Genomic DNA, 25,035 nt, shown 5'->3' with positions numbered 1-25,035 from the left:
CGGGGCCCTGGTGTCAGGGCCCCGTCCGTGGTGCGTGAGGGTGCGGGCCGTCGGCCCTCGCCTCAGCCGCGTACGCGCAGTGCCCGGCGCAGGTCGTCGAGCTGGTCGACCAGCTTGCGGTGGAGGGCCGGGGTCGGGGCATCCTCGGCGAGGTGGCGGTCGCCGAGGGCGAGGGAGTCGGCGTCGACCGCGTCGGCGGGGAAGGCCCAGCGGCCGGCGGCCTCGGCCATGGCGGCGCCGCGGCGGTCGGCGAGGGCGAGGGCGTCCGGGTAGAAGCGGGCCACGTAGGGGTGGAGGAGCTCGGCCTGTTCGGGCTGCCAGAAGCCCTGGGCGGTGGCCGTGAACAGGTAGTTGGAGAGGTCGTCGGAGTCGAACATGGACGCCCAGGCGGCGGCCTTCGCCTCCGCCGTCGGCAGGCCGGCGCGACAGCGGGCGGCGCCCTCCCGGCCGGTGGCGCTGGGGTCGCGGTCGAGCTCGGCGGCGATGGCGGCCTCGTCGGTGGCGCCGAGGACGGCGAGCCGGGCGAGGATGCGCCAGCGGAGCTCGGGGTCGAGCTCCGGGCCGCCGTGGACGGTGCCGTCGGCGAGCCAGGAGGCGATCTTGTCGGGGGTGGTGGCGCTGTCGACGTAGGTGCGCACGGCGGTGAGGCGCAGGCCGGGCGCCTCGCCGCCCTCGGTGCGGCGCATCAGGTCGCGGGCGATATCGCAGAGCGTGGCGAGGGCGGCGGGACGGTCGGCGGCGGAGACGTAACGGTCGGTGATCTGGGTGCGGGCGAAGCCCAGGACGCCCTGGACGACGGCGAGTTCGGTCTCCTCGGGGAGGTGCGCGAGGGCGGTCTCCAGGTAGGCGGCGGGCTCCAGTTCGCCGTCGCGGACCATGTCGCGCAGCGCGTTCCAGACGACGGCGCGGGTGAGGGCGTCGGGGATGCGGGAGAGGCCGCGCAGCGCGGTCTCCTGGGACACCTCGTCGAAGCGGATCTTGGCGTAGGTGAGGTCGCCCTCGTTGAGGACGACGAGCGCGGGGCGCGGGCCCGCGAGGTCGAGCGGGGCGGCCTGCGGGACGTCGAGCTCGTACCGGCGGCGCAGCACCGGGGCGCCGGCGGCGTCGAGGTCGTACACGCCGACGGCGACGCGGTGCGGGCGGCTGCCCGCGCGGTCGACGGTGAGCCGCCACTGGTTGCCCTCGCCCTCGACGCGCGGGGTGAGGGTGTCGACGCCGGTGGTGCGCAGCCACTGCTCGGCCCAGCCGTGGACGTCGCGGTCGGTGGCGGCGGCGAGGTTGTCGATGAAGTCGGCGAGGGTCGCGTTGCCGAACTTGTGGCGCTTGAAGTGGATGTTGATGCCCGCGAGGAAGTCCTTCTCCCCCATCCAGGCGACGAGCTGGCGCAGCGCGGAGGCGCCCTTGGCGTAGGAGATGCCGTCGAAGTTGAGGAGGGCGGAGGCGGTGTCGGGGACGGCGTCCGGGTCGGGGGCGACGGGGTGGGTGGAGGGCCGCTGGTCGGCCTCGTAGCCCCAGGCCTTCCTGGTGGCGCCGAAGTCGATCCAGGTGTCGGCGAAGCGGTCGGAGCAGGCCTCGTTGATGGTCTGGAAGCCCATGTACTCGGCGAAGGACTCGTTCAGCCAGATGTCGTCCCACCAGCGCAGGGTGACGAGGTCGCCGAACCACATGTGGGCCATCTCGTGGGCGATGACCATGGCGCGGGTCATCCGCTCGGTGTCGGTGACGGCGGAGCGGAAGACGAACTCGTCGCGGAAGGTGACCAGTCCGGGGTTCTCCATGGCGCCGGGGTTGAACTCGGGGACGAAGGCCTGGTCGTACGAGTCGAAGGGGTACGGCTCGTCGAACTTCTCGTGGTAGCGGTCGAAGCAGGCCTTGGTGATGTCGAGGATCTCGTCGGCGTCGGCGTCGAGGTGGGGGGCGAGCGAGCGGCGGCAGTGGATGCCGAAGGGCAGGCCGGCGTGCTCGGAGCGGACGGAGTGCCAGGGGCCGGCGGCGACGCAGACGAAGTAGGTGGAGAGCAGCTGGGTGGGCGCGGCGGTCCAGCGTCCGTCGGCGCCGCGCTCGGTGACGCCGTTGGAGAGGACGGTCCACTCCTCGGGGGCGGTGACGCCGATCTCGAAGACGGCCTTGAGGTCGGGCTGGTCGAAGGCGGCGAAGACGCGCTGGACGTCCTCCATGAACAGCTGGGTGTAGACGTACGCCTCGCCGTCGGTGGGGTCGGTGAAGCGGTGCATGCCCTCGCCGGTGCGGGAGTAGCGCATGGTGGCGGCGATGCTCAGGGTGTGCTCGCCCTCGGTGAGGACGAGCGGGAGACGGTTGTCGTCGAGGGCGGCGGTGTCGAGGGGCGTGCCGTCGAGGACGGCGGAGTGCAGGGCTTCCGGCTTCAGCTCGACGAAGGTGTTCCCGGCGGCCCGGGCGGTGAAGCGGATGAGGCTGGTGGACTCGAAGGTCTCGTCGCCGGTGGTGAGGTCGAGGTCCACGGTGTAGCGGTGGACGTCGAGGAGCTGGGCACGGGTCTGCGCTTCGTCGCGCGTCAGTACGGACATGGGGGCCATGCTGCCTGATGGCCCCCTGCCCCGGCATGGGGGTTATGGATCAGGGCCTGTCCGACGGGAATCGTCGGACAGGCCCTACGCCAGGCCCGCGCCGTCGAGGTGGGCGAAGGCCGCGGAGATCCGGGGCCGGTCGTATCCGGCGGGTCCCCTGGCGCCGCTGGAGAGCAGGGCGTGCAGCAGGAGCCGGGCCTTGGCGGGGGCGAGCGGGCCGGCCGGGACGAGGCCGCGGTGCAGCAGGTCGTACTCGGAGCCGGGGCCGCGGTAGGTGTGCGAGAGGGTCGCGCCCGCGCCCGTACGGGAGGCGAGGACGACCGGGACGCGCTCGGCGAGCGCGGCGAGCGGCTCGACGAGTGCGGCGGGGACGTGTCCCGCGCCGAAGGCGGCGACGACGAGGCCGTCGTAGCGGTCGGCGACGGCGTCGAGGAGTTCGCCCCGGTCGCCGAGGGAGAGGGTGAGCAGGGCGACCCGTACGCCGGGGTCGAGGCTGAGCGGGCAGAGCCGGGAAGGGACGGCGGGACGGAGCAGGATCCGCGGCTCGCCCTCGACGACGGCGCCGAGGGGTCCGGCGCCGGGTGAGGTGAAGGTGGCGACGGAGGTGGTGTGGGCCTTGTGGGCGAAGCGGGCGGCGTGGATCTCGTCGGCGAGCACCACGAGGACGCCGAGGCCGCGGCAGCCGGGGTCGGCGGCGACGGCGAGGGCGGCGGCGAGGTTGGCGGGGCCGTCGGCGCCGGGCAGGTCGGGGCGGCGCATGGCGCCGGTGACGGCGATCGGCTCCTCGGTGGTGCAGAGCAGGTCGAGGAGGAAGGCGGTCTCCTCCAGGGTGTCGGTGCCCTGGACGACGACCGCGCCGGAGCCCGCGGCGACGGTCGCGCGCACCTCGTCGGCGAGGGCGGCGAGGTCCTCGAAGGAGAGCGAGGAGCTGGGGACGCGGCGGAAGTCGCGGAGCTCCACCTCGACGCCCTCGGGGGTGACGCCGAGCTCGGCGAGCACCTCGGTGCCGGTCATGCGGGAGGCGTCACCGCCTCGCGCGGAGATGGTGCCGCCCAGCGTGAATACGGTGACGCGGGCCATCAGCGTGCTCCGTCCGCGATCGTCTCGTGGTGGCGGATGACCTCCGCGATGATGAAGTTCAGCAGCTTCTCCGCGAAGGCCGGGTCCAGTTTCGCGCTCCCGGCGAGTTCCCGCAGCCGGGCGATCTGGCGGGCCTCGCGGGCCGGGTCGGCGGGCGGCAGCTCATGCCGGGCCTTGAGGACGCCGACCTGCTGGGTGCACTTGAAGCGCTCGGCGAGCATGTGGACGACGGCCGCGTCGATGTTGTCGATGCTCTCGCGCAGCCGGGTCAGCTCGGCGGCGACGGAGGGGTCGATGCCGGGGCCGTCGTGGGTGCCGCTGGTGTCGCTGGTGCCGGTGCCGTCATGGTTGCCGCTGGACTCGCTCATGAGGAGCGACCCTATCCGGATCTCGGGAGGATCGTGGGCGGGTGTTCGGGATCCGGAACGGTGGTGCTCCAGCCGCCGGGGACGGCCCTGCCCTGCTGTTCGCGGAAGCGGACGGGGGCGGTGCCGACGCGGCGCGTGAAGAGGCGGGAGAAGTAGGCGGGGTCGTCGTAGCCGACCCGGCGGGCGACGGCGGCGACGGGGAGTTCGGTGCCGGCGAGGAGTTCCTTGGCGCGGCCGAGGCGGACGGTGAGCAGGTAGTCCTTGGGGCTGCACCCGGCGGCGCGGCGGACGGCGGTGCGCAGTTCGGCGGCGGTCATGCCGTGCCGGGCGGCGTGTTCGGCGACGGTGAGACGGCTGAAGGCGTCGCGGGCGAGGGCGGTGAGGACGGGGTCGCCGTCGGCGTTGGTGTCGGCGCGGGAGCGGCGCAGGGCGACCAGGAGCTCGTGGACGGCGGCGCCGGTCTCGACCTCCAGGAGGGGGTTGCCGGGGCGGGCGGCGCGGGCGATGCGGGCGACGGCGGCGCGGGCGGGGGCGGCGTCGGAGAGGGGGACGACGGGCCGGTCGGGTTCGATGTAGCCGAGCTCGGTGTAGGTGGCGGTGGCGGGCCCGGTGAAGTCGACGAAGGACTCGTCCCAGCCGGTGCCGGGGTCGGCGGCGTAGTGGTGGGGCACGCCGGGGGTGAGCCAGATGACGGCGGGGGCGGTGACGGTGGTGCGGCGCCCGTCGGGGCCCCGGTACCAGCCGCCGCCGGAGCTGACGAGGACGGCGACGTGGTGGTCCAGGGTGCGCGGGCCGACCGTCGGCAGGGTGCCGTGCTGGAGTCCGACGCCGAGGCAGACCAGGCCGAGGCGGTGGTGGACGGGGCCGGGCGTGAAGTAGCGCATCCAGGTGTGGTACATCGCGCGACAGCCTCCCCAGCGCCCGTCGAAGGGTCCAAACTGCGACGATCTTTGTCCATGGACCGGTCCGCCGCCAGAGGGCGAAGGTGAGGCGCATGAGCGAGTTCGTGGTGGGTGACGAGGACTTTCTTCTCGACGGGCGGCCGGTGCGGCTGCTTTCGGGGGCGCTGCACTACTTCCGGGTGCACGAGGAGCAGTGGGCGCACCGGCTCGGGATGCTGCGGGCGATGGGCCTCGACTGCGTCGAGACGTACGTGCCGTGGAACCTGTACGAGCCGGAGCCCGGCCGCTACGGGGACGTGGACGCGCTCGGGCGTTTCCTGGACGCGGTGGCGGACGCCGGGATGCGGGCGATCGTGCGCCCCGGCCCGTACATCTGCGCCGAGTGGGAGAACGGCGGCCTGCCGCACTGGCTGACGGGGCCGCTGGGGCGGCGGGTGCGCACGGACGACGCGGAGTATCTGGCGCATGTGGAGCGCTGGTTCCGCCGGCTGCTGCCGCAGGTGGTGGAGCGGCAGATCGGGCGGGGCGGTCCGGTGGTCCTGGTGCAGGTGGAGAACGAGTACGGCAGCTACGGCACCGACGCGGGGTATCTGCGGCGGGTCGCCGATCTGCTGCTCGCCTGCGGGGTGGAGGTGCCGCTGTTCACCTCGGACGGGCCGGAGGACCACATGCTGACGGGCGGTTCGGTGCCGGGGGTGCTGGCGACGGCGAACTTCGGGTCGGGGGCGCGGGAGGCGTTCGCGACGCTGCGGCGGCACCAGCCGTCCGGTCCGCTGATGTGCATGGAGTTCTGGTGCGGCTGGTTCGACCACTGGGGCACGGAGCATGTCGGGCGGGACGCGGCGGACGCGGCGGCGGCGCTGCGGGAGATCCTGGAGTGCGGGGCGTCGGTGAACGTCTACATGGCGCACGGCGGGACCAGCTTCGCCGGGTGGGCGGGGGCGAACCGGGCCGGGCGGGAGCACGAGGGGGCGCTGCGGCCGACGGTCACCTCGTACGACTACGACGCGCCGATCGACGAGGCGGGGCTGCCGACGGAGAAGTTCTGGCGCTTCCGTGAGGTGCTCGCCGCGTACGCGGAGGGGCCGCTGCCCGAGCTGCCGGAGCCGCCGGCGCGGATCGGCGCGCCCGCGAGCGGTGCGCTGGAGGGCTGGGCGCCGCTGTCGGAGGTCCTCGCGGTGCTCGGTGACGCGGAGTCGGTCTCCCCGGTGCCGCCGACCTTCGAGCAGGTGGGTGTGGACCGGGGCCTGGTCCACTACCGGGTGGAGGTGCCGGGCCCGCGGCAGCCGTACCCGCTGGCGGTGACGGGGCTGCGCGACCGGGCGTCGGTGTACGTGGACGGGGTGTTCGCCGGGGTGCTCGACACGGAGGAGGCGGTGCTGCCGGAGCCGGTGGCGGGGCCCGCGGTGGTCGAGCTGTGGGTGGAGTCCCTGGGCCGGGTCAACTACGGGCCGCGGCTCGCGGAGCCGAAGGGCGTGACGGGCGGGATCCGGCACGAGCGGCAGTATCTGCACGGGGTACGGGCCCGGGGGCTGCGGCTCGACGCCTTCGAGGCGGCGGCGGTGGCCGGGGTCCCGTTCGTCCCCGTCCCCGAGGATGCCGGTCCGGGGCTGCACCGGGTCTCGGTGACGGTGCCGTCCCCGGGCGACGCGGCGCTGCGCCTGCCCGGCTGGACCCGGGGCTTCGTGTGGGTCAACGGCTTCTGCCTGGGCCGCTACTGGAACACCGGCCCGCAGGAGTCCCTGTTCGTGCCGGGCCCGGTGCTGCGGGAGGGCGCGAACGAGGTGTGGGTGCTTGAGCTGGAGGGCGGGGCGGGGGGTGGGGTGGAGCTGGGGTAGCGCCCGCGCACAGGCGGGTGCCCGGGGCTTCGCGCCCCGGGCACCCTCAGGTCTCCCTGTCCGTTACAGCGTCGCCGCGGCCGCCGTGATCGCGGAGGCGAAGGTCGAGACCTCGGTGTAGACGCCGGGGTAGCCGGCCCGGGCGCAGCCCTCGCCCCAGCTCACGATGCCGACCTGGATCCAGGCGTTGTTGTTGTCCTTGCGGAACATCGGGCCGCCGGAGTCACCCTGGCAGGTGTCGACGCCGCCCTGGTTGAACCCGGCGCAGATCTCCTCGCCGGGGACGAGGGAGCTGCCGTACGCGGACTGGCAGTCGGCGTCCGAGACGAACGGGACGACCGCCTTGCGCAGGTAGCGCTGCTGCGCGCCGCCCTCGGTGGCGGCGCCCCAGCCGGACACGGTGAAGTCGCCGCTGTTGTAGGCGGTCGTGTCGGCGATCTTCAGGTTGGGGAGGCTGGTGATCGGCGAGGCCAGCTTGATCAGGGCCCAGTCCTTGCCCTGGCCGTTGTAGCCGGGGGCCTGGTAGACCTTGGTCGACTTGACCTTGATGGCGCTGCTCGACTGGAGGTCGACGACCCCGGCGGTGGCCGTGATGCTGGTGTTGGGGCCGGAGCCGTTCACGCAGTGCGCGGCGGTGAGCACGACCTGCGGGGTGATCAGGGAGCCGCCGCAGCCCATCGAGAGCCGGACCATCCAGGGGAACTCGCCCTGGGCGGCGCGGACGCCGCCGACGACCGGGGCGGGCGCGGCGGAGGCGGTGGTGGGCTGGAGGCTGACGGCGGCGAGGACGACGGCGGCGCCCGCGGCGAGTTTCTGCAGCGCGCGGACCAGACTGTTCTTCTGCATGCGACTGCCTTCTTTCATGGGGGGTTGATCTTGATGGCATGAGCCCGTCAAGATGTGGTCCGGATTATGGACAGTGCTTGACGGGGGCGACAAGAAGGCCTTTTCGGCCAGACGGGGCATGCCCAGGGGCGCCGGACGCGCCGCCCGTACCCTGGACGGCAGGGGGTGGTCCGGGATGCCGCACAGCGATGAAGTCTCCCGTGTCGTGCACGGGTTCCCGCATCTCGACACGGTCCGCGCCGCCATCCGCGCGCTCTACCGGCGCCTGTCCCCCGACGGCGTACGGCGCTACGAGACGAGCGTCCCCGCCTCGGACGTCGCCGTCGAGGACCCGGAGGGGCTCCACCTCGGCGCCCAGGCGGCGGCCCGCGCGCTCGTCCGGCAGCTGCGGCTGCCGGAGGCCCGGATGGTGGTGAGCTTCCGCGCGATGGAGCACGCGGCGGCGGTCGAACTGACGGCCGGTCCCGAGTACTTCGTCGAGCTCAACGAGCGCTTCGCCCGGCCGGCCCACCGCCGGGACATCGGCGCCGCGCTCTCCCACGAGATCACCCATGTGCTGCTGCACCGCCTCGGGCTCTCCTTCCCCACGACGGCGGAGAACGAGATCCTCACCGACGTCGTCACCACCTACCTCGGCGCGGGCTGGCTGCTGCTCGACGCGTTCCGGCAGGACGGGATGTCCAGCCAGAAGCTGGGCTATCTGACGCCCGAGGAGTTCGGCTACGTCCTCGCCAAGCGGGCCGATGTGTTCGGGGAGGACCCCTCTCCGTGGTTCACCAGCGCGGTCGCGTACGAGGCGTGGGTACGGGGCCGGGAGGAGGCCGCCCGCGACTGGCGCCGGCCGCCGCTCGCGGGCGCCGGCTGGGCCGCCCGGCGGCGCGCCCGGGCCACCGGGGACGGCGTCTTCCCCTGCCCGGTGTGCGGCCAGCGGCTGCGGGTGGCGGCGGGGCGGGGGCGGGTGAAGGCCCGCTGCGGGGTGTGCGCCACCGTGCTGGACTGCGCGCCCTGACCGTACGTCACTACGTATCAAGGAATGGATTTGCGCCGTTCGGGGGCCTCGGGCGAGGGTCGGACCCATGAGCACGTTGTTCGAAGCGCTGTGGAACGGGGACGACGACGGGGTCGTACGGGCCCTGAGGGACGGGGCCGACCCCGAGACGCGGGAGGACGGCGAGACCGCGCTGTACCGGGCGGCCATCGGCAACCAACCGGTGTCGGTCCGGCTGCTGCTCGCCGCCGGTGCCGACCCGGCCCGGCGCGGCGGCGAGGACGACGCCGACCTGCCGCTGTGCGGGGCGGCGTGCGGGGGGTACGTCGAGGTGGTGCGGGCGCTGCTCGCCGCGGGCGCGGATCCGGACCAGGAGGAGGGCTACGGCTTCACCGCCCTGGCCTGGGCGATCCGGCTCGGTCACACGGAGGTGGTGCGCGAGCTGCTCGAAGCGGGCGCGGCGCCGGACCGGCCGGGCCCCGACGGGTCCGCGCCGCTGGTGGCCGCCGCCCGGCGCGGCTCGGCCGCCTGCGTGCGGGCGCTGCTCGAACACGGCGCGGGGAGCAGGGCGGAGGCGCTCGACGAGGCCCGGCGGTGGATCGGCGCGGACATGGCGGCGGTACTGCGGCGGGGGCTCGTGGAGGGCGGGGGCGCCGGGGACACGTACGAGGCGGTGGTGCGGCGGGTGCCGGAGGACGGCGGGGTGACCGTGGTCGTCGAGCTGCTGGGCGAGGACGGCGCGCCGACCCGGAGCGACGAACGCCAGACCGGCCACGCGGCCATCGCCACCCTCCTGGAGGGCGCCCTCGGCATCCGCGCCCCGCACGAGGAACTCGCCGGGCGCGCCCTCCGCTGCGGCGACCCGTCCCAGGACGACTGGACCACGGCGGTAGCCGCCCTGACTGCCCGCCCCGACCCCACCGTCTTCACCACCGCCACCACCTGGTGCGAGGCCCCCGATCCCCTCCGCCGCGCCCTCGCCATCCAGATCCTGGCCACCCTGCCGGGCCACCGGGAGAGCGCGCTGCCGGTGCTGCGGGAGCTGGCGTCGCGGGAGGGGGCCGAAGGGAGGACGCCCCCGCCCCTCCCCCGCGAGCCCGCGCTCTCGCTGGCCTTCGCGCTCGGGCAGTGCGGGGACGCGAGTGTGGTGCCCGAGTTGCTCGGGCTCGCCGGGCATCCGGACGGGGAGGTGCGGCGGCGGGTGGCCGCCTCGCTGACCGGGCTCGTGCCCGCCGGGCACGCCGAGGCGGCCGGGGTGCTCGTCGGGCTGAGCCGGGACCACGAACCCCGGGTCCGGGACTGGGCCACCCTCGCGCTCGCCGAACTCCCCGACGACACCCCCGCCGTCCGCGAGGCCCTCGCCGCCCGGCTCGCCGACCCGGACCAGGAGACGGCGGCCGAGGCCGCACGGGGTCTGGCCCTCCGTCAGGACCCGCGCGCCGTCGAGGCGCTGGCGCGGATCCTGGCGGACGGCGACCCGGACGGCCCCGCCCGCGAGACGGCCCTGGCCACCCTGGAACACGTACCGGACCCCCGGACCAGGACCCGCCTGGAGTGGACGGCACCGCGCGGCCGGTGACGTGGGGGCCGGGGGCGGCGGGCGCTGCCCGGTCAGCCCTCCCGGCGGCTCACGCTCACGCTCACGCCCCGTACACCGGCATCGGCTCCCCCGCCTCCCCCAGCAGTTTCAGGGCCGTCTCGCCCGCCTCCGCCGGGGTCCTGCGGGTGCCTTTGTCGGCGGTGGGTCCGGGGCGCCAGCCCTCCATGACGGTGAGGCGGCCGCCCTCCGCCTCGAAGACGCGGCCGGTCACGCCCGCCGAGGCGGTGGAGCCGAGCCAGACCACCAGGGGCGAGACGTCCTCGGGGAGGGCGGCCAGGGACGCGAAGGTCTGTTCGGTCATGCGGGTGCGGGCGGCGGGGGCGATGGCGTTGACCTGGACGCCGTACCGGGCCATCTCGGCCGCCGCGACGAGGGTGAGGCCGACGATCCCGGCCTTGGCCGCCGCGTAGTTGCCCTGGCCGACACTGCCGAGCAGCCCCGCCCCGGAGGTGGTGTTGACCACCCGGGCGGCCACCGGGCGGCCCGCCTTGGCCTCCGCCCGCCAGTGCGCGGCGGCGTGCCGCAGGGGCAGGAAGTGGCCCTTCACATGGACCCGCAGCACCGCGTCGAAGTCCTCCTCGTCGAGGTTGACGAGCATCCGGTCGCGCAGGAAGCCCGCGTTGTTGACGAGGGTGTCGAGCCGCCCGTACGCGGAGAGGGCGGCGTCCACCAGGGACGCGGCGCCCTCCGTCGTCGCGATGTCGCCGCCGTGGGCGACCGCCTCCCCGCCCGCCGCCCTGATCTCCTCGACGACGAGGGCCGCCGGGCTGTCGGGGCCGGGGCGCCCGTCGAGCCCGACGCCGAGGTCGTTGACCACGACCCGGGCGCCCTCGGCGGCGAAGGCGAGGGCGTGCGCCCGGCCGAGCCCCCGGCCGGCGCCCGTCACGATGACCACCCGTTCGTCGCACAGACCCATGTCAGCTCTCCTTGTCGGCGGTGTTGACGGTGTTGACGGTGTTGACGGTCGCCGCGTCCAGGAAGGCGGGGCGTTCGCCGCCCCCGTGCACCAGGAGCGAGGCCCCGGAGACGTACGCCGCCCGGTCGGAGGCGAGGAAGACGGCCGCCTCGCCGATCTCGGACGGTTCGGCCAGCCGGCCCAGCGGCACGGTCCCGCCGACGGCCGCGAGCCCTTCGGCGTCGCCGTAGTGCAGGTGGGACAGCTCGGTCCTGACCATGCCGAGGACCAGGGTGTTGACCCGGACCTCGGGGGCCCACTCGACGGCCATCGAGCGGGCCAGGTTCTCCAGGCCGGCCTTGGCGGCGCCGTACGCGGCGGTGCCCGGCGAGGGGCGGGTGCCGCTGACGCTGCCGATCATGACGACCGAGCCGCGCGAGGCCCGCAGCAGTCCATGGGCGGCGAGGGAGACCGCGAGCGGGACGGTGAGGTTGAGTTCGAGGACGCGGGCGTGGCGTGCGGACTCGCCCTCGCCGAGCAGCCGGTACGGCGTGCCGCCCGCGTTGTTGACCAGGGTGTCGAGCCGCCCGTGGCGCTCCCCGACCTCGGCCAGGAAGTCCCGTACGGCGGCGGGTTCGCGCAGATCGAGCGGGTGGAAGCGGGCCGCGCGGCCGGCCGCGACGACCGGTTCGTCCGGGGGCCTGCGGGCGCAGACCAGGACCTCGGCCCCGGCCCGCAGAAACGCCCGGGCGATGCCCGCGCCGACCCCGCGCGTTCCACCGGTCACGACGGCGACCCTCCCGTCCAGCTCCATCGGCTGCTACCTTCCTCCCAAGCACGGTCACCTAACAAACGTTTGGTGGAAAGGTAGCTGATCCTCCCATGGGTGTCTCCACCTCCCGCCCGGACAAGGGCATCGCGCTCGTCACCGTCGACCGTCCGCCCGTCAACGCCCTCCCGGTACGCGACTGGTACGCGCTCGCCGACGCCCTCCGCGCGGCCGGCCGCGACCCCGAGGTCCGCTGTGTCGTGCTCGCCGCCGAGGGCCGCGGCTTCAACGCGGGCGTCGACATCAAGGAGCTCCAGCGGGACCCGGGCCACGACGCCCTGATCGCCGTCAACCGGGGCTGCGCCGAGGCCTTCGCCGCCGTCTACGACTGCGAGGTCCCGGTCGTCGCGGCGGTCGGCGGCTTCTGCCTCGGCGGCGGCATCGGACTGGTCGGCAACGCGGACGCGATCGTCGCCGCCGACGACGCCGTCTTCGGCCTGCCGGAGCTGGACCGGGGCGCCCTCGGGGCCGCCACCCATCTGGCCCGGCTGGTCCCCCAGCACCTGATGCGCGCCCTGTACTACACCTCGCGCACCGCCACCGCGCAGGAGCTGCACGCCCACGGCTCGGTCTGGAAGGTGGTCCCGCGCGCGGGGCTCCTCGACGCGGCCCTGGAGCTGGCGGCCGAGATCGCGGCGAAGGACGGCACCCTGATCCGGCTCGCCAAGGCCGCCATCAACGGCATCGACCCCGTCGACGTACGCCGCAGCTACCGCTTCGAGCAGGGCTTCACCTTCGAGGCCAACCTCAGCGGCGTCGCCGACCGGGTCCGCGACGGCTTCGGCGCCCCCGCGCCGGGCGCCCCCGCACCGCAGGAGGACGCGTGACCGACAAGACCATGAGCCCCGAGGACGTCGTGGGCCGGCTCCGCTCCGGCATGACGATCGGCATCGGCGGCTGGGGCTCCCGGCGCAAGCCGATGGCCCTGATCAGAGCGCTGCTCCGGTCCGAGATCACCGATCTCACCGTCATCTCGTACGGCGGCCCCGACGTCGGCCTGCTCGCCGCCGCGGGCCGGATCCGCCGCCTCGTCGCCCCGTTCGTGACCCTGGACTCCATCCCCCTCGAACCCCACTTCCGGGCCGCCCGCGAGAGCGGCGCCCTCGAACTCACCGAGCTCGACGAGGCGATGTTCATGTGGGGCCTGCACGCCGCCGCCAACCGGCTGCCCTTCCTGCCGGTACGCGCCGGGCTCGGCTCGGACGTCATGCGGGTCAACCCGGGCCTGCGGACCGTCACCTCCCCGTACGAGGACGGCGAGGAGTTCGTCGCCGTGCCGGCCCTGCGCATGGACGCCGCCCTCGTCCACGTCAACCGCGCCGACCGCCTCGGCAACGGGCAGTACCTGGGCCCCGACCCGTACTTCGACGACCTGTTCTGCGAGGCCGCCGACACCGCGTACCTCTCCTGCGAACGGATCGTCGAGTCCTTCGGCGCCGACGTCGTGCCGCAGACCCTGCTCGTCTCCCGGCACAGCGTCACCGGCGTCGTCGAGACCCCGAACGGCGCCCACTTCACCTCCTGCGCACCGGAGTACGCCCGCGACGAGCCCTTCCAGAAGCTGTACGCGACCACCCCCTGGCCCGAGTTCGCCGGACGCTTCCTGTCCGGCAAGGGCGAGGACGACTACCAGGCGGCCGTGCGGACCTGGCACGAGGAGCGCGCGGAGACCGAGAAGGGACCGAAATGAGTGTCAGCCGAGCCGAGTACTGCGTGATCGCCTGCGCCGAGGCCTGGCGCGACAACGGCGAGGTGCTCGCCAGCCCCATGGGGCTCGTCCCCTCCTTCGGCGCCCGCCTCGCCAAGCGCACCTTCTCCCCCGACCTCCTCCTCACCGACGGCGAGGCCCTGCTCGTCGGGCTCGACGGGGAGCCCGAGGGCTGGCTGCCGTACCGCCGCCATCTCACGATGGTCACCGGCGGGCGGCGGCACGTGATGATGGGCGCCAGCCAGATCGACCGCCACGGCAACCAGAACATCTCCTGCATCGGCGCCTGGGAACGCCCCTCGCGCCAGCTCCTCGGGGTGCGCGGGGCACCCGTCAACACCCTCAACAACCCGGTGAGCTACTGGATCCCCCGGCACTCCACCCGGGTCTTCGTCGAGCGCGTCGACATGGTGAGCGGCGTCGGCTACGACCGGGCGGTCGGGCCGTACCACCGCCTGCCCCGGGTGGTGAGCGACCTCGGCGTGTTCGACTTCGACACCCCGGACCGCACCATGCGGCTCGCCTCCGTCCACCCGGGCGTCACCGTCGACGAGGTCCGCGCCGCCACCGGCTTCGGCCTGGCGACCGCCGACGCCGTGCCGTACACCCGCGAGCCCACCGCCGAGGAGCTGCGGCTGATCCGCGAGGTGATCGACCCGAAGGGCCTGCGGGAGCGGGAGGTCCCGGCCCGATGAAGACGCCGCTCACCGAGCTGGTCGGCGTCGAGCACCCGATCGTGCAGACGGGCATGGGCTGGGTCGCCGGGCCCCGTCTGGTCTCGGCCACCGCGAACGCCGGCGCCCTCGGCATCCTGGCCTCCGCGACCATGACGGTGCCCGAACTCCGGTCCGCCGTACGGGAGGTGAAGTCCCGCACCGACCGCCCCTTCGGGGTCAACCTGCGGGCGGACGCGAGCGACGCGCGCGAGCGGGTCCGGATCATCGTCGACGAGGGTGTACGGGTCGCCTCCTTCGCCCTCGCGCCCTCCCGCGAGCTGATCGCCGAGCTGAAGGACGCCGGGGTCGTCGTCGTGCCCTCCATCGGGGCGCGCCGGCACGCCGAGAAGGTGGCCGCCTGGGGCGCGGACGCGGTGGTCGTGCAGGGCGGCGAGGGCGGCGGGCACACCGGCGAGGTCGCGACGACCGTGCTGCTGCCGCAGGTGGTCGGCGCGGTGGACATCCCGGTGATCGCGGCCGGCGGCTTCCACGACGGGCGCGGTCTGGTCGCCGCCCTGTCCTACGGGGCGGCGGGCGTCGCCATGGGCACCCGCTTCCTCCTCACCTCCGACTCGACCGTCCCCGACGCGGTCAAGGCCCGCTATCTGGCGGCGACCGTCAAGGACGTCACCGTCACCACCGCCGTCGACGGGCTGCCGCACCGGATGCTGCGCACCGAGATGGTCGCCGCGCTGGAGGACGCGGGCCGCGTGCGCGCCCTGGCCCAGGCGGTCCGCAGGGCCGCCGGTTTCCGCCGCCTCTCCGGCCTCTCCTGGCCCGCGATGGTCCGCGAGGGCCTGGCGATGCGGCACGGCAAGGACCTGTCCTGGAGCCAGGTCCTGCTCGCCGCGAACACCCCGATGCTCCTGAAGGCTTCCATGGTCGAGGGCCGCACCGACCTCGGCGTCATGGCCTCCGGACAGGTCGCGGGGGTGATCGAGGACCTGCCCAGCTGCGAGGAACTCGTCACCCGGATCATGTCCGAGGCCGCGCACGTGCTCCGTACCCTTCCTCCTCCGTAAGGGAGACAGCCATGCCGTTGTCGAGACGCGCACTGCTGAGCACCGCCGGCGCCACCGCGATCCTGACGGCCGTCGCGCCGCCCGCCCTGGCCCGGCCACGGGTCCGCACCGCGAACGCCGTCCGGCAGGTCCCCCTCCAGGGCGCGGTCAACGTCCGCGACCTGGGCGGGTACGCCACCTACGACGGGGCCAGGGTCCGGCACGGGCTGGTCTACCGGGGCGACCACCTGGGCAAGCTGACCGACGCCGACGTGACCACCCTCGCGGGGCTCGGCCTCGCCCGCGTGACCGACTTCCGCATCCCGCTGGAAGTCCAGTCCGACGGCGCGGACCGCCTCCCCGCCGGCCCCACCCTCCTCTCCCGTCCCGTCACCGACAACGGTCTGTACGGGCAACTGCTCGCCGCGATCGGTTCGCGCGACCCGGTGCGGCAGGAGGAGATGCTGGGCGGCGGCCGGGCCGCGGCCTTCATGACCGAGGTCTACCGCACCTTCGTCACCAGCGCCGCCAACCGCGAACGCTTCGGCGCGACCCTGCGCGACCTGGCGGCACCGGGCGCGGGCCCGCACCTCTACCACTGCACCTCGGGCAAGGACCGCACCGGCTGGACCAGCTGGCTCCTCCTCACCGCCCTGGGCGTCCCGGAACGCGCGGCCACCGAGGACTACCTGGCCTCCAACACCTTCCGCGCCGCCTACGACGCCCGCGTACGGGAAGGCCTCCGCCAGGCCGGGCTCATGCAGAACCCGGACCTGATCATCCCCCTCCAGGAGGTCCGCCAGACCTACCTGGACGCCGCTCTCAGCCGGCTCCGCACGGACTACGGCGGCGTCTTCCGCTACCTGACGGAGGGCCTGGGGCTCGACCTGCGGGTCCTGGCGGGGCTGCGGGGGCGGCTGGTGTCCTGAGCCCATCCGACAACCCGACCGGAATTGGCCAACACACCTGCCCCGCACCGCAGTTACTCTTTCTGCTCCCACTGGAGCGTGATCGCGGAGCCCGATCGCACGAGCGTCTGGAGAATCGCCGCCGTTGAGTACCGATCTCAGCACCGCGACCGGCGCCCGGCAGTCCGTCACGGTCGTCTTCCCCGTACGGCTGCCGGCGCCGCCCGGCTGGGCGACCGGACCGCTGCCGCTCCGGCTCGGCCCCCGCACGACCGACGCGGGGACCCGGCAGACGTACTTCACCCCCGCGGCCGCCCGCGCGCTGTACGGCACCCCCGAACGCCCCTGCCGCTGGCACGCGTTCACCTCCGTGGCCCATGGCGACCTCACCCTGCGGGCGATGGAGATCCTGCGCACCGCGACCGCGCAGCATCCCCGGCACGCCCTCGCCGTCCTGCACCTCGACGTGGCGGGCCCGGCGCTGCTGACCACCCTGCGGGCCATCGGCCAACGGCCCACGGCCGGTCCCGATCCGCTCGACGGCCCGCTCGACCCGGCCGTGCTGCTCGACGGCATCGCGGTGCCGATGACCGCCCAGGGCCCCTTCGCCATCGCCCGCCCCTACACCATCGCCTTCCTCACCCCACGCCCCGAGCACACGGCCGCGGTGCGGGTCGACGGGCGACTTCCGGACTCGGCCGACGGCTGGCTGTGGTCGCTCGCGTCCCGCTCCGCCGACGTGGACTTCCCGTCCGCGCCCGAGCAGTTCCCCCGGCAGACCGCCGACACGGTGCGGATCTCGGCGGACTGGAGCGCGCTGGTGCTGCGGCACGGCGCGGCGTTCCTCGGCCACCGCCCCGACGCGGGCGACGGGGACTTCTACGAGTTCGGCGCGCTGCACGCCCGGACCGTGTACCTGGACGCGATCCTGCTCGGCACCATCCAGCGCGACCATATCGACGAGCTCACCGAGGGCCTGTCGGACGTCTTCGACGGGCCGCGGCTGGCCCGCCGGGTCACCGCCCTCGAACGCCACATCGCCGCCTTCCGCAGCACGTACTGGCGGCAGCACCTGACGGCGCACGGCCCCGCGAACGAGCTGCTCCTCGCCTTCCAGGCGCAGTACCGGCTCGCCGACCGCTTCGCGGAGATCCTCGCCGAGGCGGCCGACTACAGCCGGCTCGTGCAGACGCAGGACAACCAGCAGATCGCGGGCGCGCTCGGTGTGCTGACGATCCTCGGCCTCCCGCTGAGCACGGCCCTGGGCATCCTCCAGGTCATGGGGGACGACAGCGGGGCGCATCTGCTGATCGGTCTCGGCGGGGCCCTGGTCGCCACCGTCGGCGCCTTCGCCACCCGCTACGGCCGCATCGTCCTGGCCTCGCTGAGCGGGGGCCGGAGGTAGCCGGACGAGGCGCAGAAGTGGCTGGCGGGCACCCGCCGGCCTTGGTAACTTCCGCGAAAAACAGTGAAGAGGACACGGGCGACGTGACGGTGAACGAGGGGGAGCCGATCCGGTTGTACCGGAAGGCGTTGCGCTACGCGGAGGCTGACCCGGAGGTCTTCCTCAGCACGGCACGGAGAGCGGCGGAGTCGATCCTGTTGAATATCGCCATGCAGCAAGCGGTCGGTTCCAAGCCGACGCTGGAATCCTTACTGACGACCCTCACGGCGAAGGGCCTGGTCCCGCCCAAGGTCGTGCTCGCCGTGCGGACCATCCAGAACTACGGCAACTTCGGCAGTCACGCGCAGGAAGCCGGCGACGAGGAGATCTCCTCCGAGGACGTGCAGCCGTGCCTCAACGCGCTGAACCAGCTGGCGGTCTGGTACGGCAGGACCACCGCGTCGCTCGCGGAGGACGAGGCCCAGCACGAGCTGTCCGCGCTCCAGCACCGTACGGGGACGACGCGGCTCGCCGACTCCACCCTGATCGTGGTGAAGGCGATCCTGCTGGGCTGCGGGTTCGACGAGCTCCTGGCGCGTCGCCACCATCGCGTCGTCCATGTGCAGATGCCGTGGTCGGACAGTCTGGTGACGGACGTCGCCCGGGGTCTGCTGGACCTCGCCGTCTACAACGAGCAGCGGCTGCTGCGGCTGCTGGAGACGGACCCGGAGGTCGCCGCCCACGTCGTCCCCATCGGCCGGGTCGGCTACTCCATGGGCGGCCGCAACTTCTACCTCCTCGCCGCCCGGGACGGGCGCTGGGGAAACACCACGGGCGAGGAGTTCCTGCGCGATCCCGCGGGGGCGACGATCGCCGTGCCCAAGCACAGCGACATGTTCGACAACATCCTGAGTGTGTTCTCGACGGACGAGGAAGGGCTGGCCGAGCGGGGGATACGGATCCTCGACGTACCGCACCACCTGGGCCTGGAGCTGTTCCACCTCAACGGGGACGTCCTGGCGGTGGGCGGTCAGAACCTGCGGATGCACGCCATGGAGGACGACGCCTACTTCGAGCTGCTGAACTCCGAGATGCTGCCCCCGGGCGCCCAGGCGCAGCTGCGGTCCGCGGCCTCGAACGTCCTGCTGGCCAACCGCCGCTGGCTGGAGGGTCTCAGGGTGCCGCCGGAGCGGCTGCACCAGGAGTTCATGCGTTCCTTCCACGATCTGAGCTCGGACGAGGCGCGGTTCGAGGAGCTGGTCCGCGACCTGGTCACGCACGCCTCGTTCCCGTTGCAGAACACCGCCGAGAGCAGGGAGCGGCTGGTGCGGCACGTCCTGTTCGAGAGCTACCGGCTGGGGCGCCCGTGACGCGGCCCCGCCGTGTCCTGGTGGCCGGGGGCACCAACTTCGACATCATCGTGCACGCCGGGCGGCTGCCCGAGGAGCACGAGAAGCTGCGCGGCGGCGCGTACAGCGCCCAGCCGGGCGGCTCCGCCGCCAACACGGCGCTCGGGCTTGCCCGGCAGGGCTGCGAGGTGCGGCTGGTGTCGGCCGTGGGCGACGACCTGCTCGGCCGGGTGTGCCTGGACGACCTGCGGGCGGGCGGGGTGGGCACCGGACTGATCCGCGTCGAGCCCGCCGCGCGGACCGGCATGGCGATCGTCCTCGCCGCAGGCGAGGGCAAGCGGATGATGACCTTCGCGGGCGCGGACCGCGACGCGGCCATCGCCTCGGTCACCGAGGACGACGTCCGCGCGGTGGACCACGTCCACCTCGTCGGGGAGCCCCGGCCGTCCCTCGTACGGCTGGTTTCGCTCGCCCGTGGGGCCGGCCGCTCCGTCTCCGTGGAGTGGAACGGCCGGGACATGGGGACGTCCCTCGGGCGGGGAGCGCTGAACTTCATGAACGCGGACGAGGCCGCCCGGCTGCCGGAGGCCGTGCCCGGCGACCCGGAGTCCACGGCCCGCCGGTACGCCGCTGCCCTGTCCGGTCATGTGATCCTGACCCTGGGGCCGCGCGGCGCGCTGTGCGCGGCGCCGGACGGGACGGTCGTCACCGAACCGACGGTGGCGGTACGCCCGTTGGACCGCACCGGAGGCGGCGACGCGTTCGACGCGGGCTTCCTCGCCGGCTGGTTGGGCGGGGAGGCTCCGGCGGCCTGTCTGCGCCGGGGGCTCGACGCCGCACTGCACGTGATCACGAAGATTGGAGCTCAGCCGTGACGAGATGGCTCGGCATCGCCCTGCTGCCCAGTGCGGAACACCGCACCACCGCGATTCGCCTCCAGCGGGAGGTGGGCGGCGACCATGTGCTGCACCCGCCGCTGAGCCCGGACGGCAATCTGCCTCATGTCACCGTGTTCCAGGGCCCGTTCCTCGACTCCTTGGACCCGGCGGCGGAGCTCGACCGGATCGTGGCCTCCGTGGACGCGCCGGAGCGGATCGGCCTGGCTTCGCCCGGGGTCGTCTATCAGCCCACCGGCTGGGTGTTCCTCGCGCTGGAGCGGCCCCCGCTGCTCGACCGGATCCAGCAGGTGACGCTGAAGGCGCTGGAGCCGTACCTGGACCGGGCGGCGTTCGACCCGGCCAAGGACGTCTCGCGGTTCACGCCGGACGAGCGGGAGAGCTTCGAGCGGTACGGGTACCGGTACACCGGTCCCGCGTACGCGCCGCACATCACCCTGGGGCGCGCCGAGGAGTCGGTGGCCGAGGAGCTGGTCCGTTCGGCACCCGAGCGGGTCGGCATCCCCGTGGACTGGGTCTTCGACCGCTTCAGTTTCTACGTGATGGGCGAGAACGGCGCCCACGCGGAGATCCTGGAGGAGCGGGCGCTGGTCCCGAGGTGACATCACCGGACGAGCTCCTGGTCCTCGCGGGCGAGGCCGTCGACGCGGGGGCGCGCTGGCTGGCCGGGGCGGGCCCGGACTGGGTCAGGACCCGGCACAAGCCCTCGGGCGAGGAGGTCACCGACGCCGACGTGGAGATCGAGCGGCGGGTCTCGGAGTTCCTGCGCCGCCGGGCCCCGGACGTTCCGGTCGTGGGCGAGGAGGGCTTCGCCGGAGGCCCGCTGCCCGAGCGGTGCTGGCTGCTCGACCCGGTCGACGGCACGATGAACTTCACGCGTGGGGCGCCGCTGTACGGCATCTCGCTGGCGTACGCGGTGGACGGGGTGCCGCGGCTCGGGGTGATCGACGCCCCCGCGCTGGGCCGCCGCTGGACGGCCGGGGGGCGGGATCCGGCCGGCCCGGCGTCGCCCGGTGCCGTGCGGGAGCTCGGGCGTGCAGTCGTCGGTCTGACCGGCACGGGTTCGGGCGGCGCCCGGGCCCGGGCCGTGCTGGCGCTGCTGCACGACGAGGCGTACCGGATCCGGATGCAGGGCTCGATGGCGCTGGACCTGGCCGGTGTCGCCGAGGGCTGGATCGACGCCTGCCTGTGCATCGGCCCGAAGCCCTGGGACGTGGCGGCGGGGGTCCCGCTGGTCCGGGAGCGCGGTCTGACGGTCCTGGGCGCGGACGGCGCGGAGTACGTCCTCGGCTCCCCGGTGCTGGCCGCCGGGAGCCGTGAGGTGGCGCGGGAGCTGCTCGACCGGTGGGGGCGGGCCGCGGCGGCCCGCCCCTGACCGGGGCGCGGACCGGCCCTACAGCCGCTCGATGATCGTCACATTGGCCTGGCCGCCGCCCTCGCACATCGTCTGGAGGCCGTAGCGGCCGCCCGTGCGTTCCAGTTCGTGGAGGAGGGTGGTCATCAGTTTCACGCCGGTCGCGCCGAGGGGGTGGCCGAGGGCGATGGCGCCGCCGTTGACGTTGACGCGGGCGGGGTCGGCGCCGGTCTCCTTGAGCCAGGCGAGGACGACCGGGGCGAAGGCCTCGTTGATCTCGACCAGGTCGATGTCGTCGATGGTCAGGCCGGTCTTCTTCAGGGCGTGGGCGGTGGCGGGGATCGGGGCGGAGAGCATGCGGATGGGGTCCTCGCCGCGGACCGAGAGGTGGTGGACGCGGGCGCGGGGGGTGAGGCCGTGCTCGCGGATCGCGCGTTCGCTCGCGAGGAGCATCGCGGCGGCGCCGTCGGAGACCTGGGAGGAGCAGGCGGCGGTGATGGTGCCGCCCTCGACGACCGGGTTCAGTCCGGCCATCTTCTCCAGGGTGGTGTCGCGGCGCGGGCCCTCGTCGACGGCGACCTCGCCGTAGGGGACGGTCTCGCGGGCGAAGCGGCCCTCGTCGATGGCGCGCAGGGCCCGCTGGTGCGAGCGGAGGGCGAACTCCTCCTGGTCGCGGCGGGTGATGCCCCACTTGGCGGCGATCAGCTCGGCGCCGTGGAACTGGTTGACCGGCGCGTCCCCGTACCGCGCCCGCCAGCCCTCGGAACCGGCGTACGGGCCCTCGGTGAGGCCGAGCGGGTCGGCGGCCTGCCGGGAGGCGAAGGCGATGGGGATCATCGTCATGTTCTGCGTGCCGCCCGCGACGACCAGGTCCTGGGTGCCGGAGAGGACGCCCTGGGCGGCGAAGTGGACGGCCTGCTGGGAGGAGCCGCACTGGCGGTCGATGGTGACGCCCGGGACCTCCTCGGGCAGTCCGGCGGCGAGCCAGCTGGTGCGGGCGATGTCGCCGGCCTGCGGGCCGACGGTGTCGAGGCAGCCGAAGACGACGTCCTCGACGGCGGCCGGGTCGACTCCGCTGCGCTCGACGAGGGCCTTGAGGACGTGGGCGCCGAGGTCCGCCGGGTGGACGGCGCCGAGCCCGCCCTTGCGGCGGCCCACCGGGGTGCGGACCGCTTCGACGATGTAGGCCTCGGGCATGGCTGTTCCTCCTGGGGTGGCTAGATGCGTACGGCGATCCCGTCGAGCACCATCGAGAGGTACTGGCGGGCGATCTCCTCGGGGCTGTGCTGTCCGCCGGGGCGGTACCAGGACGCGGCGACCCAGACGGTGTCGCGCACGAAGCGGTAGGTGAGCCGGACGTCGAGGTCGGCGCGGAAGACGCCGGCCGCGACCCCGCGCTCCAGGGTGCCGAGCCAGGCCTTCTCGAACTTGACCTGGGAGTCGGCGAGGTAGTGGAAGCGGTCCTGGTCGACGAGGTGGCGGGACTCCTTCTGGTAGATGGCGACGGCGGCGCGGTGCCGGTCGATCTCCCGGAAGGACTCCGTGACGAGGGCCTCGATGGTCTCCCGGGGGCCGAGTCCGGCGGCGAGCACGGTGTCGTAGCCGTCCCACAGCTCGTTCAGGAAGGTCGAGAGGATCTCGTCGAGCATCGACTCCTTGGAGTCGAAGTGGTAGTAGAGGCTGCCCGCGAGCATGCCGGCCTCGTCCGCGATGCGGCGGACGGTGGTGGCGTTGTAGCCCTGGGCGGCGAACACCTCGGCGGCGATGTCGAGGAGCTCACGGCGCCGCTCGGGCGAGGCGGTCACCTGGGTCTTCTTCTTACTGGTCGTTGGCACACGTCCATTCTGGTCCTACGGGTGCTGGCTGCTGACGGAGACCGTCTCGCCGGTCATGTACGAGGAGTAGGCGCTGGCCAGGAAGACGATGACGTTGGCGACCTCCCAGGGCTCCGCGTACCGCCCGAATGCCTCGCGGGCGGTCAGCTCGTCCAGGAGTTCGGCGGAGGTGACCTTGACCAGGTGGGGGTGCATGGCGAGGGAGGGGGCGACGGCGTTGACCCGGACCCCGTACGCGGCGGCCTCGACGGCGGCGCAGCGGGTCAGGGCCATCACCCCGGCCTTGGCGGCGGCGTAGTGCGCCTGGCCCTCCTGGGCGCGCCAGCCGACGACGGAGGCGTTGTTGACGATCACGCCGGTGGTGCCGGTGTCGCGGAAGTGGCGCAGGGCGGCCCGGGTGCAGCGGAAGGTGCCGTTCAGGGTGACGTCGAGGACCCGGCTCCACTGCTCGTCGGTCATGTCGGCGAGGGTGGCGGTGCCGCCGAGGCCGGCGTTGTGGACGAGGACGTCGAGTCCGCCGTGGAGCCGTACGGCCGTGTCGTACAGGGCCTGGACCTGGGTCTCGTCGGTGACGTCGCAGGGCTGTGCGGCGACCTTGTCCGCGCCGAACTCGGCGGCGAGGGCGGTCTCGGTCTCCTTGAGGCGGCGGGCGTGGGCGTCGCTGATCAGGACCCGGGCGCCCTCCTCCAGGAGGCGGCGGGCGGTGGCGCCGCCGATGCCCGCGCCGGCGGCGGCGGTGACGACGGCGGTGCGGCCGGCGAGCAGGCCGTGGCCGGGGACGTAGGCGGGCGCGGTGGTCACGGTCGCGGCTCCTTCGGGAGGCCGAGCACCCGCTCGGCGATGATGTTCCGCTGGATCTCGCTGGACCCGGCGTAGATGGTGTCGGCGCGGGAGAAGAGGAACAGGCGCTGCCAGTCGTCGAGTTCGTACGGTTCGGCGGCGGCGAGGGTGGCGGCGGCGCCGCGGATCTCCATGGCGAGTTCGCCGAGGTCGCGGTGCCAGTGGGACCAGTAGAGCTTGGCCATGGAGGGCTCGGTGCCGCAGCGGGCGTTGGCGCGCATGGTGCGCAGTCCGGTCCAGGCGCGGACCAGGCGTTCACGGATGTACGGGTCGCGGGCGGCGCCGTTGGCCTGGGCGAGGGCGACGAGCGCCTCCAGTTCGCGGCGGAAGCCGACCTGCTGGCCGAGGGTGGAGACGCCGCGCTCGTAGCCGAGGGTGGCGAGCGCGATCCGCCAGCCGTCGCCGGGGGCGCCGACGACGTGCGTGGCGGGGGTGCGGGCGCCGTCGAAGACGACCTCGTTGAACTCGCTGGTGCCGGTGAGCTGGACGATGGGCCGGATCTCGACGCCGGGCTGGTCGAGCGGGACGAGGAGGTACGAGAGTCCCTCGTGGCGGCGGGCGGTGCGGGGTTCGGTGCGGGCGAGGACGAAGCACCACTGGGACTCGTGGGCGAGGGAGGTCCAGATCTTGCGCCCGTCCACGACCCACGCGTCGCCGTCGCGGACGGCCCGGGTGCGGACGGCGGCGAGGTCGGATCCGGCGTCGGGCTCGCTGTAGCCCTGGCACCAGAGCTCCTCGACGGCGCGGATGGGCGGCAGGAAGCGGGCCCGCTGCTCCGGGGTGCCGTGGGCGATGAGGGTGGGGCCGAGGAGCTGTTCGCCGATGTGGTTGACGCGGGCGGGCGCGTCGGCGAGGGCGTACTCCTCGTGGAAGGCGATCTGCTGCTCGATGCTCGCGCCGCGCCCGCCGTGCTCCTCCGGCCAGCCGACGCAGGTCCAGCCGTGCGCGGCCATGTGCCGTTCCCAGGCGAGCCGTTCGGCGAACGCCTCGTGCTCGCGGCCGGGTCCGCCGAGGCCCCGGAGGGCGGCGAACTCGCCGTGCAGCCGGTCCTGTAGCCAGTCCCGTATCTCCGCGCGGAACTCCTCGACGCTGCTCATGGCGCTCGTCATGACGGTCAAGGTAACCTACCAAACACTTGTTAGGGAAGTTCGG

24 protein-coding genes are annotated in these 25,035 nt (G+C 73.9%); 13 read left to right on the top strand and 11 right to left on the bottom strand.

The genetic code is table 11. The annotated features are described in order from the left end of the window. Positions 1-62 precede the first annotated feature (62 nt). The 4 genes from pepN to ABTZ54_RS10985 all read right to left on the bottom strand — a co-directional run bounded on the left by pepN (position 63) and on the right by ABTZ54_RS10985 (position 4,893). Positions 63-2,546: an aminopeptidase N gene (gene pepN / locus ABTZ54_RS11000; protein WP_351659910.1), complete on the bottom strand. Its 2,484-nt coding sequence runs from the start codon at positions 2,544-2,546 to the stop codon at positions 63-65. A gap of 84 nt (positions 2,547-2,630) precedes the next feature. Continuing rightward, the gene (locus ABTZ54_RS10995; RefSeq protein ID WP_351659907.1) at positions 2,631-3,626 is read right to left on the bottom strand and encodes an asparaginase; all 996 of its coding nucleotides are present in this window, start codon (positions 3,624-3,626) and stop codon (positions 2,631-2,633) included. Continuing rightward, on the bottom strand, positions 3,626-3,994 hold the full coding sequence (locus tag ABTZ54_RS10990) for a chorismate mutase (protein WP_351659904.1): 369 nt from the start codon (positions 3,992-3,994) through the stop codon (positions 3,626-3,628). Before ABTZ54_RS10990 ends, ABTZ54_RS10995 begins: the two co-directional genes overlap by 1 nt. 11 nt (positions 3,995-4,005) lie before the next feature. Then, a complete protein-coding gene (locus ABTZ54_RS10985; protein ID WP_351659901.1) occupies positions 4,006-4,893 on the bottom strand; it encodes a helix-turn-helix domain-containing protein in 888 nt (295 codons plus the stop codon). A gap of 95 nt (positions 4,894-4,988) precedes the next feature. Here ABTZ54_RS10985 and ABTZ54_RS10980 point away from each other — a divergent pair, with 95 nt between their 5' ends. Beyond that, positions 4,989-6,734, top strand: a complete 1,746-nt coding sequence (locus tag ABTZ54_RS10980; RefSeq protein ID WP_351659898.1) for a glycoside hydrolase family 35 protein — start codon at positions 4,989-4,991, stop codon at positions 6,732-6,734. 63 nt (positions 6,735-6,797) lie between these two features. Here ABTZ54_RS10980 and ABTZ54_RS10975 read toward each other — a convergent pair whose 3' ends face one another. After that, the gene (locus tag ABTZ54_RS10975) at positions 6,798-7,580 is read right to left on the bottom strand and encodes a serine protease (RefSeq protein ID WP_351659895.1); all 783 of its coding nucleotides are present in this window, start codon (positions 7,578-7,580) and stop codon (positions 6,798-6,800) included. A gap of 175 nt (positions 7,581-7,755) precedes the next feature. On the opposite strand from ABTZ54_RS10975, the gene ABTZ54_RS10970 reads away from it, so the two are divergent. After that, the gene (locus ABTZ54_RS10970) at positions 7,756-8,589 is read left to right on the top strand and encodes a hypothetical protein (RefSeq protein ID WP_351659892.1); all 834 of its coding nucleotides are present in this window, start codon (positions 7,756-7,758) and stop codon (positions 8,587-8,589) included. Between the two features lie 67 nt (positions 8,590-8,656). Beyond that, positions 8,657-10,147: an ankyrin repeat domain-containing protein gene (locus tag ABTZ54_RS10965; RefSeq protein WP_351659889.1), complete on the top strand. Its 1,491-nt coding sequence runs from the start codon at positions 8,657-8,659 to the stop codon at positions 10,145-10,147. A 61-nt stretch (positions 10,148-10,208) separates the two neighbouring features. On the opposite strand, the gene ABTZ54_RS10960 is transcribed toward ABTZ54_RS10965, so the two are convergent. Both ABTZ54_RS10960 and ABTZ54_RS10955 read right to left on the bottom strand, forming a co-directional pair. Beyond that, a complete protein-coding gene (locus tag ABTZ54_RS10960) occupies positions 10,209-11,084 on the bottom strand; it encodes an SDR family oxidoreductase (protein ID WP_351659886.1) in 876 nt (291 codons plus the stop codon). Position 11,085: 1 nt separating this feature from the next. Next, on the bottom strand, positions 11,086-11,877 hold the full coding sequence (locus tag ABTZ54_RS10955) for an SDR family oxidoreductase (RefSeq protein WP_351659883.1): 792 nt from the start codon (positions 11,875-11,877) through the stop codon (positions 11,086-11,088). A gap of 68 nt (positions 11,878-11,945) precedes the next feature. Between ABTZ54_RS10955 and ABTZ54_RS10950 the strand changes: the two genes are divergently transcribed. The 10 genes from ABTZ54_RS10950 (at position 11,946) to ABTZ54_RS10905 (ending at position 21,229) form a co-directional block, all read left to right on the top strand. Then, positions 11,946-12,719 carry an enoyl-CoA hydratase family protein gene (locus tag ABTZ54_RS10950; RefSeq protein WP_351659880.1) on the top strand — a complete coding sequence of 258 codons (774 nt, stop codon included), beginning with the start codon at positions 11,946-11,948 and terminating at the stop codon, positions 12,717-12,719. Beyond that, complete coding sequence (locus tag ABTZ54_RS10945; protein ID WP_351659877.1) at positions 12,716-13,582, top strand: CoA transferase subunit A; 867 nt, start codon at positions 12,716-12,718, stop codon at positions 13,580-13,582. Before ABTZ54_RS10950 ends, ABTZ54_RS10945 begins: the two co-directional genes overlap by 4 nt. Next, the gene (locus tag ABTZ54_RS10940) at positions 13,579-14,295 is read left to right on the top strand and encodes a CoA-transferase subunit beta (protein ID WP_351659874.1); all 717 of its coding nucleotides are present in this window, start codon (positions 13,579-13,581) and stop codon (positions 14,293-14,295) included. The genes ABTZ54_RS10945 and ABTZ54_RS10940 overlap by 4 nt, the downstream gene beginning before the upstream one ends. Continuing rightward, positions 14,292-15,338 carry an NAD(P)H-dependent flavin oxidoreductase gene (locus ABTZ54_RS10935; protein WP_351659871.1) on the top strand — a complete coding sequence of 349 codons (1,047 nt, stop codon included), beginning with the start codon at positions 14,292-14,294 and terminating at the stop codon, positions 15,336-15,338. The genes ABTZ54_RS10940 and ABTZ54_RS10935 overlap by 4 nt, the downstream gene beginning before the upstream one ends. 11 nt (positions 15,339-15,349) lie before the next feature. After that, the gene (locus ABTZ54_RS10930) at positions 15,350-16,246 is read left to right on the top strand and encodes a tyrosine-protein phosphatase (protein ID WP_351659868.1); all 897 of its coding nucleotides are present in this window, start codon (positions 15,350-15,352) and stop codon (positions 16,244-16,246) included. A gap of 124 nt (positions 16,247-16,370) precedes the next feature. Continuing rightward, positions 16,371-17,630: a hypothetical protein gene (locus ABTZ54_RS10925; RefSeq protein ID WP_351659867.1), complete on the top strand. Its 1,260-nt coding sequence runs from the start codon at positions 16,371-16,373 to the stop codon at positions 17,628-17,630. Between the two features lie 83 nt (positions 17,631-17,713). After that, a complete protein-coding gene (locus tag ABTZ54_RS10920; RefSeq protein WP_351659864.1) occupies positions 17,714-18,979 on the top strand; it encodes a DUF4145 domain-containing protein in 1,266 nt (421 codons plus the stop codon). Further along, positions 18,976-19,833: a carbohydrate kinase family protein gene (locus tag ABTZ54_RS10915; protein ID WP_351659861.1), complete on the top strand. Its 858-nt coding sequence runs from the start codon at positions 18,976-18,978 to the stop codon at positions 19,831-19,833. The genes ABTZ54_RS10920 and ABTZ54_RS10915 overlap by 4 nt, the downstream gene beginning before the upstream one ends. Beyond that, the gene (locus ABTZ54_RS10910) at positions 19,830-20,456 is read left to right on the top strand and encodes a 2'-5' RNA ligase family protein (protein ID WP_351659858.1); all 627 of its coding nucleotides are present in this window, start codon (positions 19,830-19,832) and stop codon (positions 20,454-20,456) included. Before ABTZ54_RS10915 ends, ABTZ54_RS10910 begins: the two co-directional genes overlap by 4 nt. Then, complete coding sequence (locus tag ABTZ54_RS10905; protein WP_351659855.1) at positions 20,453-21,229, top strand: inositol monophosphatase family protein; 777 nt, start codon at positions 20,453-20,455, stop codon at positions 21,227-21,229. The genes ABTZ54_RS10910 and ABTZ54_RS10905 overlap by 4 nt, the downstream gene beginning before the upstream one ends. Positions 21,230-21,247: 18 nt before the next feature. On the opposite strand, the gene ABTZ54_RS10900 is transcribed toward ABTZ54_RS10905, so the two are convergent. Genes ABTZ54_RS10900 through ABTZ54_RS10885 form a run of 4 tightly spaced genes read right to left on the bottom strand, consistent with a single transcriptional unit; the run spans position 21,248 to position 24,992 of the window. Next, a complete protein-coding gene (locus ABTZ54_RS10900; protein ID WP_351659852.1) occupies positions 21,248-22,405 on the bottom strand; it encodes an acetyl-CoA C-acetyltransferase in 1,158 nt (385 codons plus the stop codon). Positions 22,406-22,425: 20 nt separating this feature from the next. After that, the gene (locus ABTZ54_RS10895; RefSeq protein WP_351659849.1) at positions 22,426-23,043 is read right to left on the bottom strand and encodes a TetR/AcrR family transcriptional regulator; all 618 of its coding nucleotides are present in this window, start codon (positions 23,041-23,043) and stop codon (positions 22,426-22,428) included. Between the two features lie 15 nt (positions 23,044-23,058). Beyond that, on the bottom strand, positions 23,059-23,844 hold the full coding sequence (locus tag ABTZ54_RS10890) for an SDR family oxidoreductase (protein WP_351659847.1): 786 nt from the start codon (positions 23,842-23,844) through the stop codon (positions 23,059-23,061). After that, the gene (locus tag ABTZ54_RS10885; RefSeq protein ID WP_351659844.1) at positions 23,841-24,992 is read right to left on the bottom strand and encodes an acyl-CoA dehydrogenase family protein; all 1,152 of its coding nucleotides are present in this window, start codon (positions 24,990-24,992) and stop codon (positions 23,841-23,843) included. Before ABTZ54_RS10885 ends, ABTZ54_RS10890 begins: the two co-directional genes overlap by 4 nt. Between the last annotated feature and the right edge of the window lie 43 nt (positions 24,993-25,035).

Source organism: Streptomyces sp. NPDC094032 (assembly GCF_040303965.1).
GTDB lineage: Bacteria > Actinomycetota > Actinomycetes > Streptomycetales > Streptomycetaceae > Streptomyces.
This window is presented reverse-complemented; position numbering and strand designations above follow the sequence as displayed.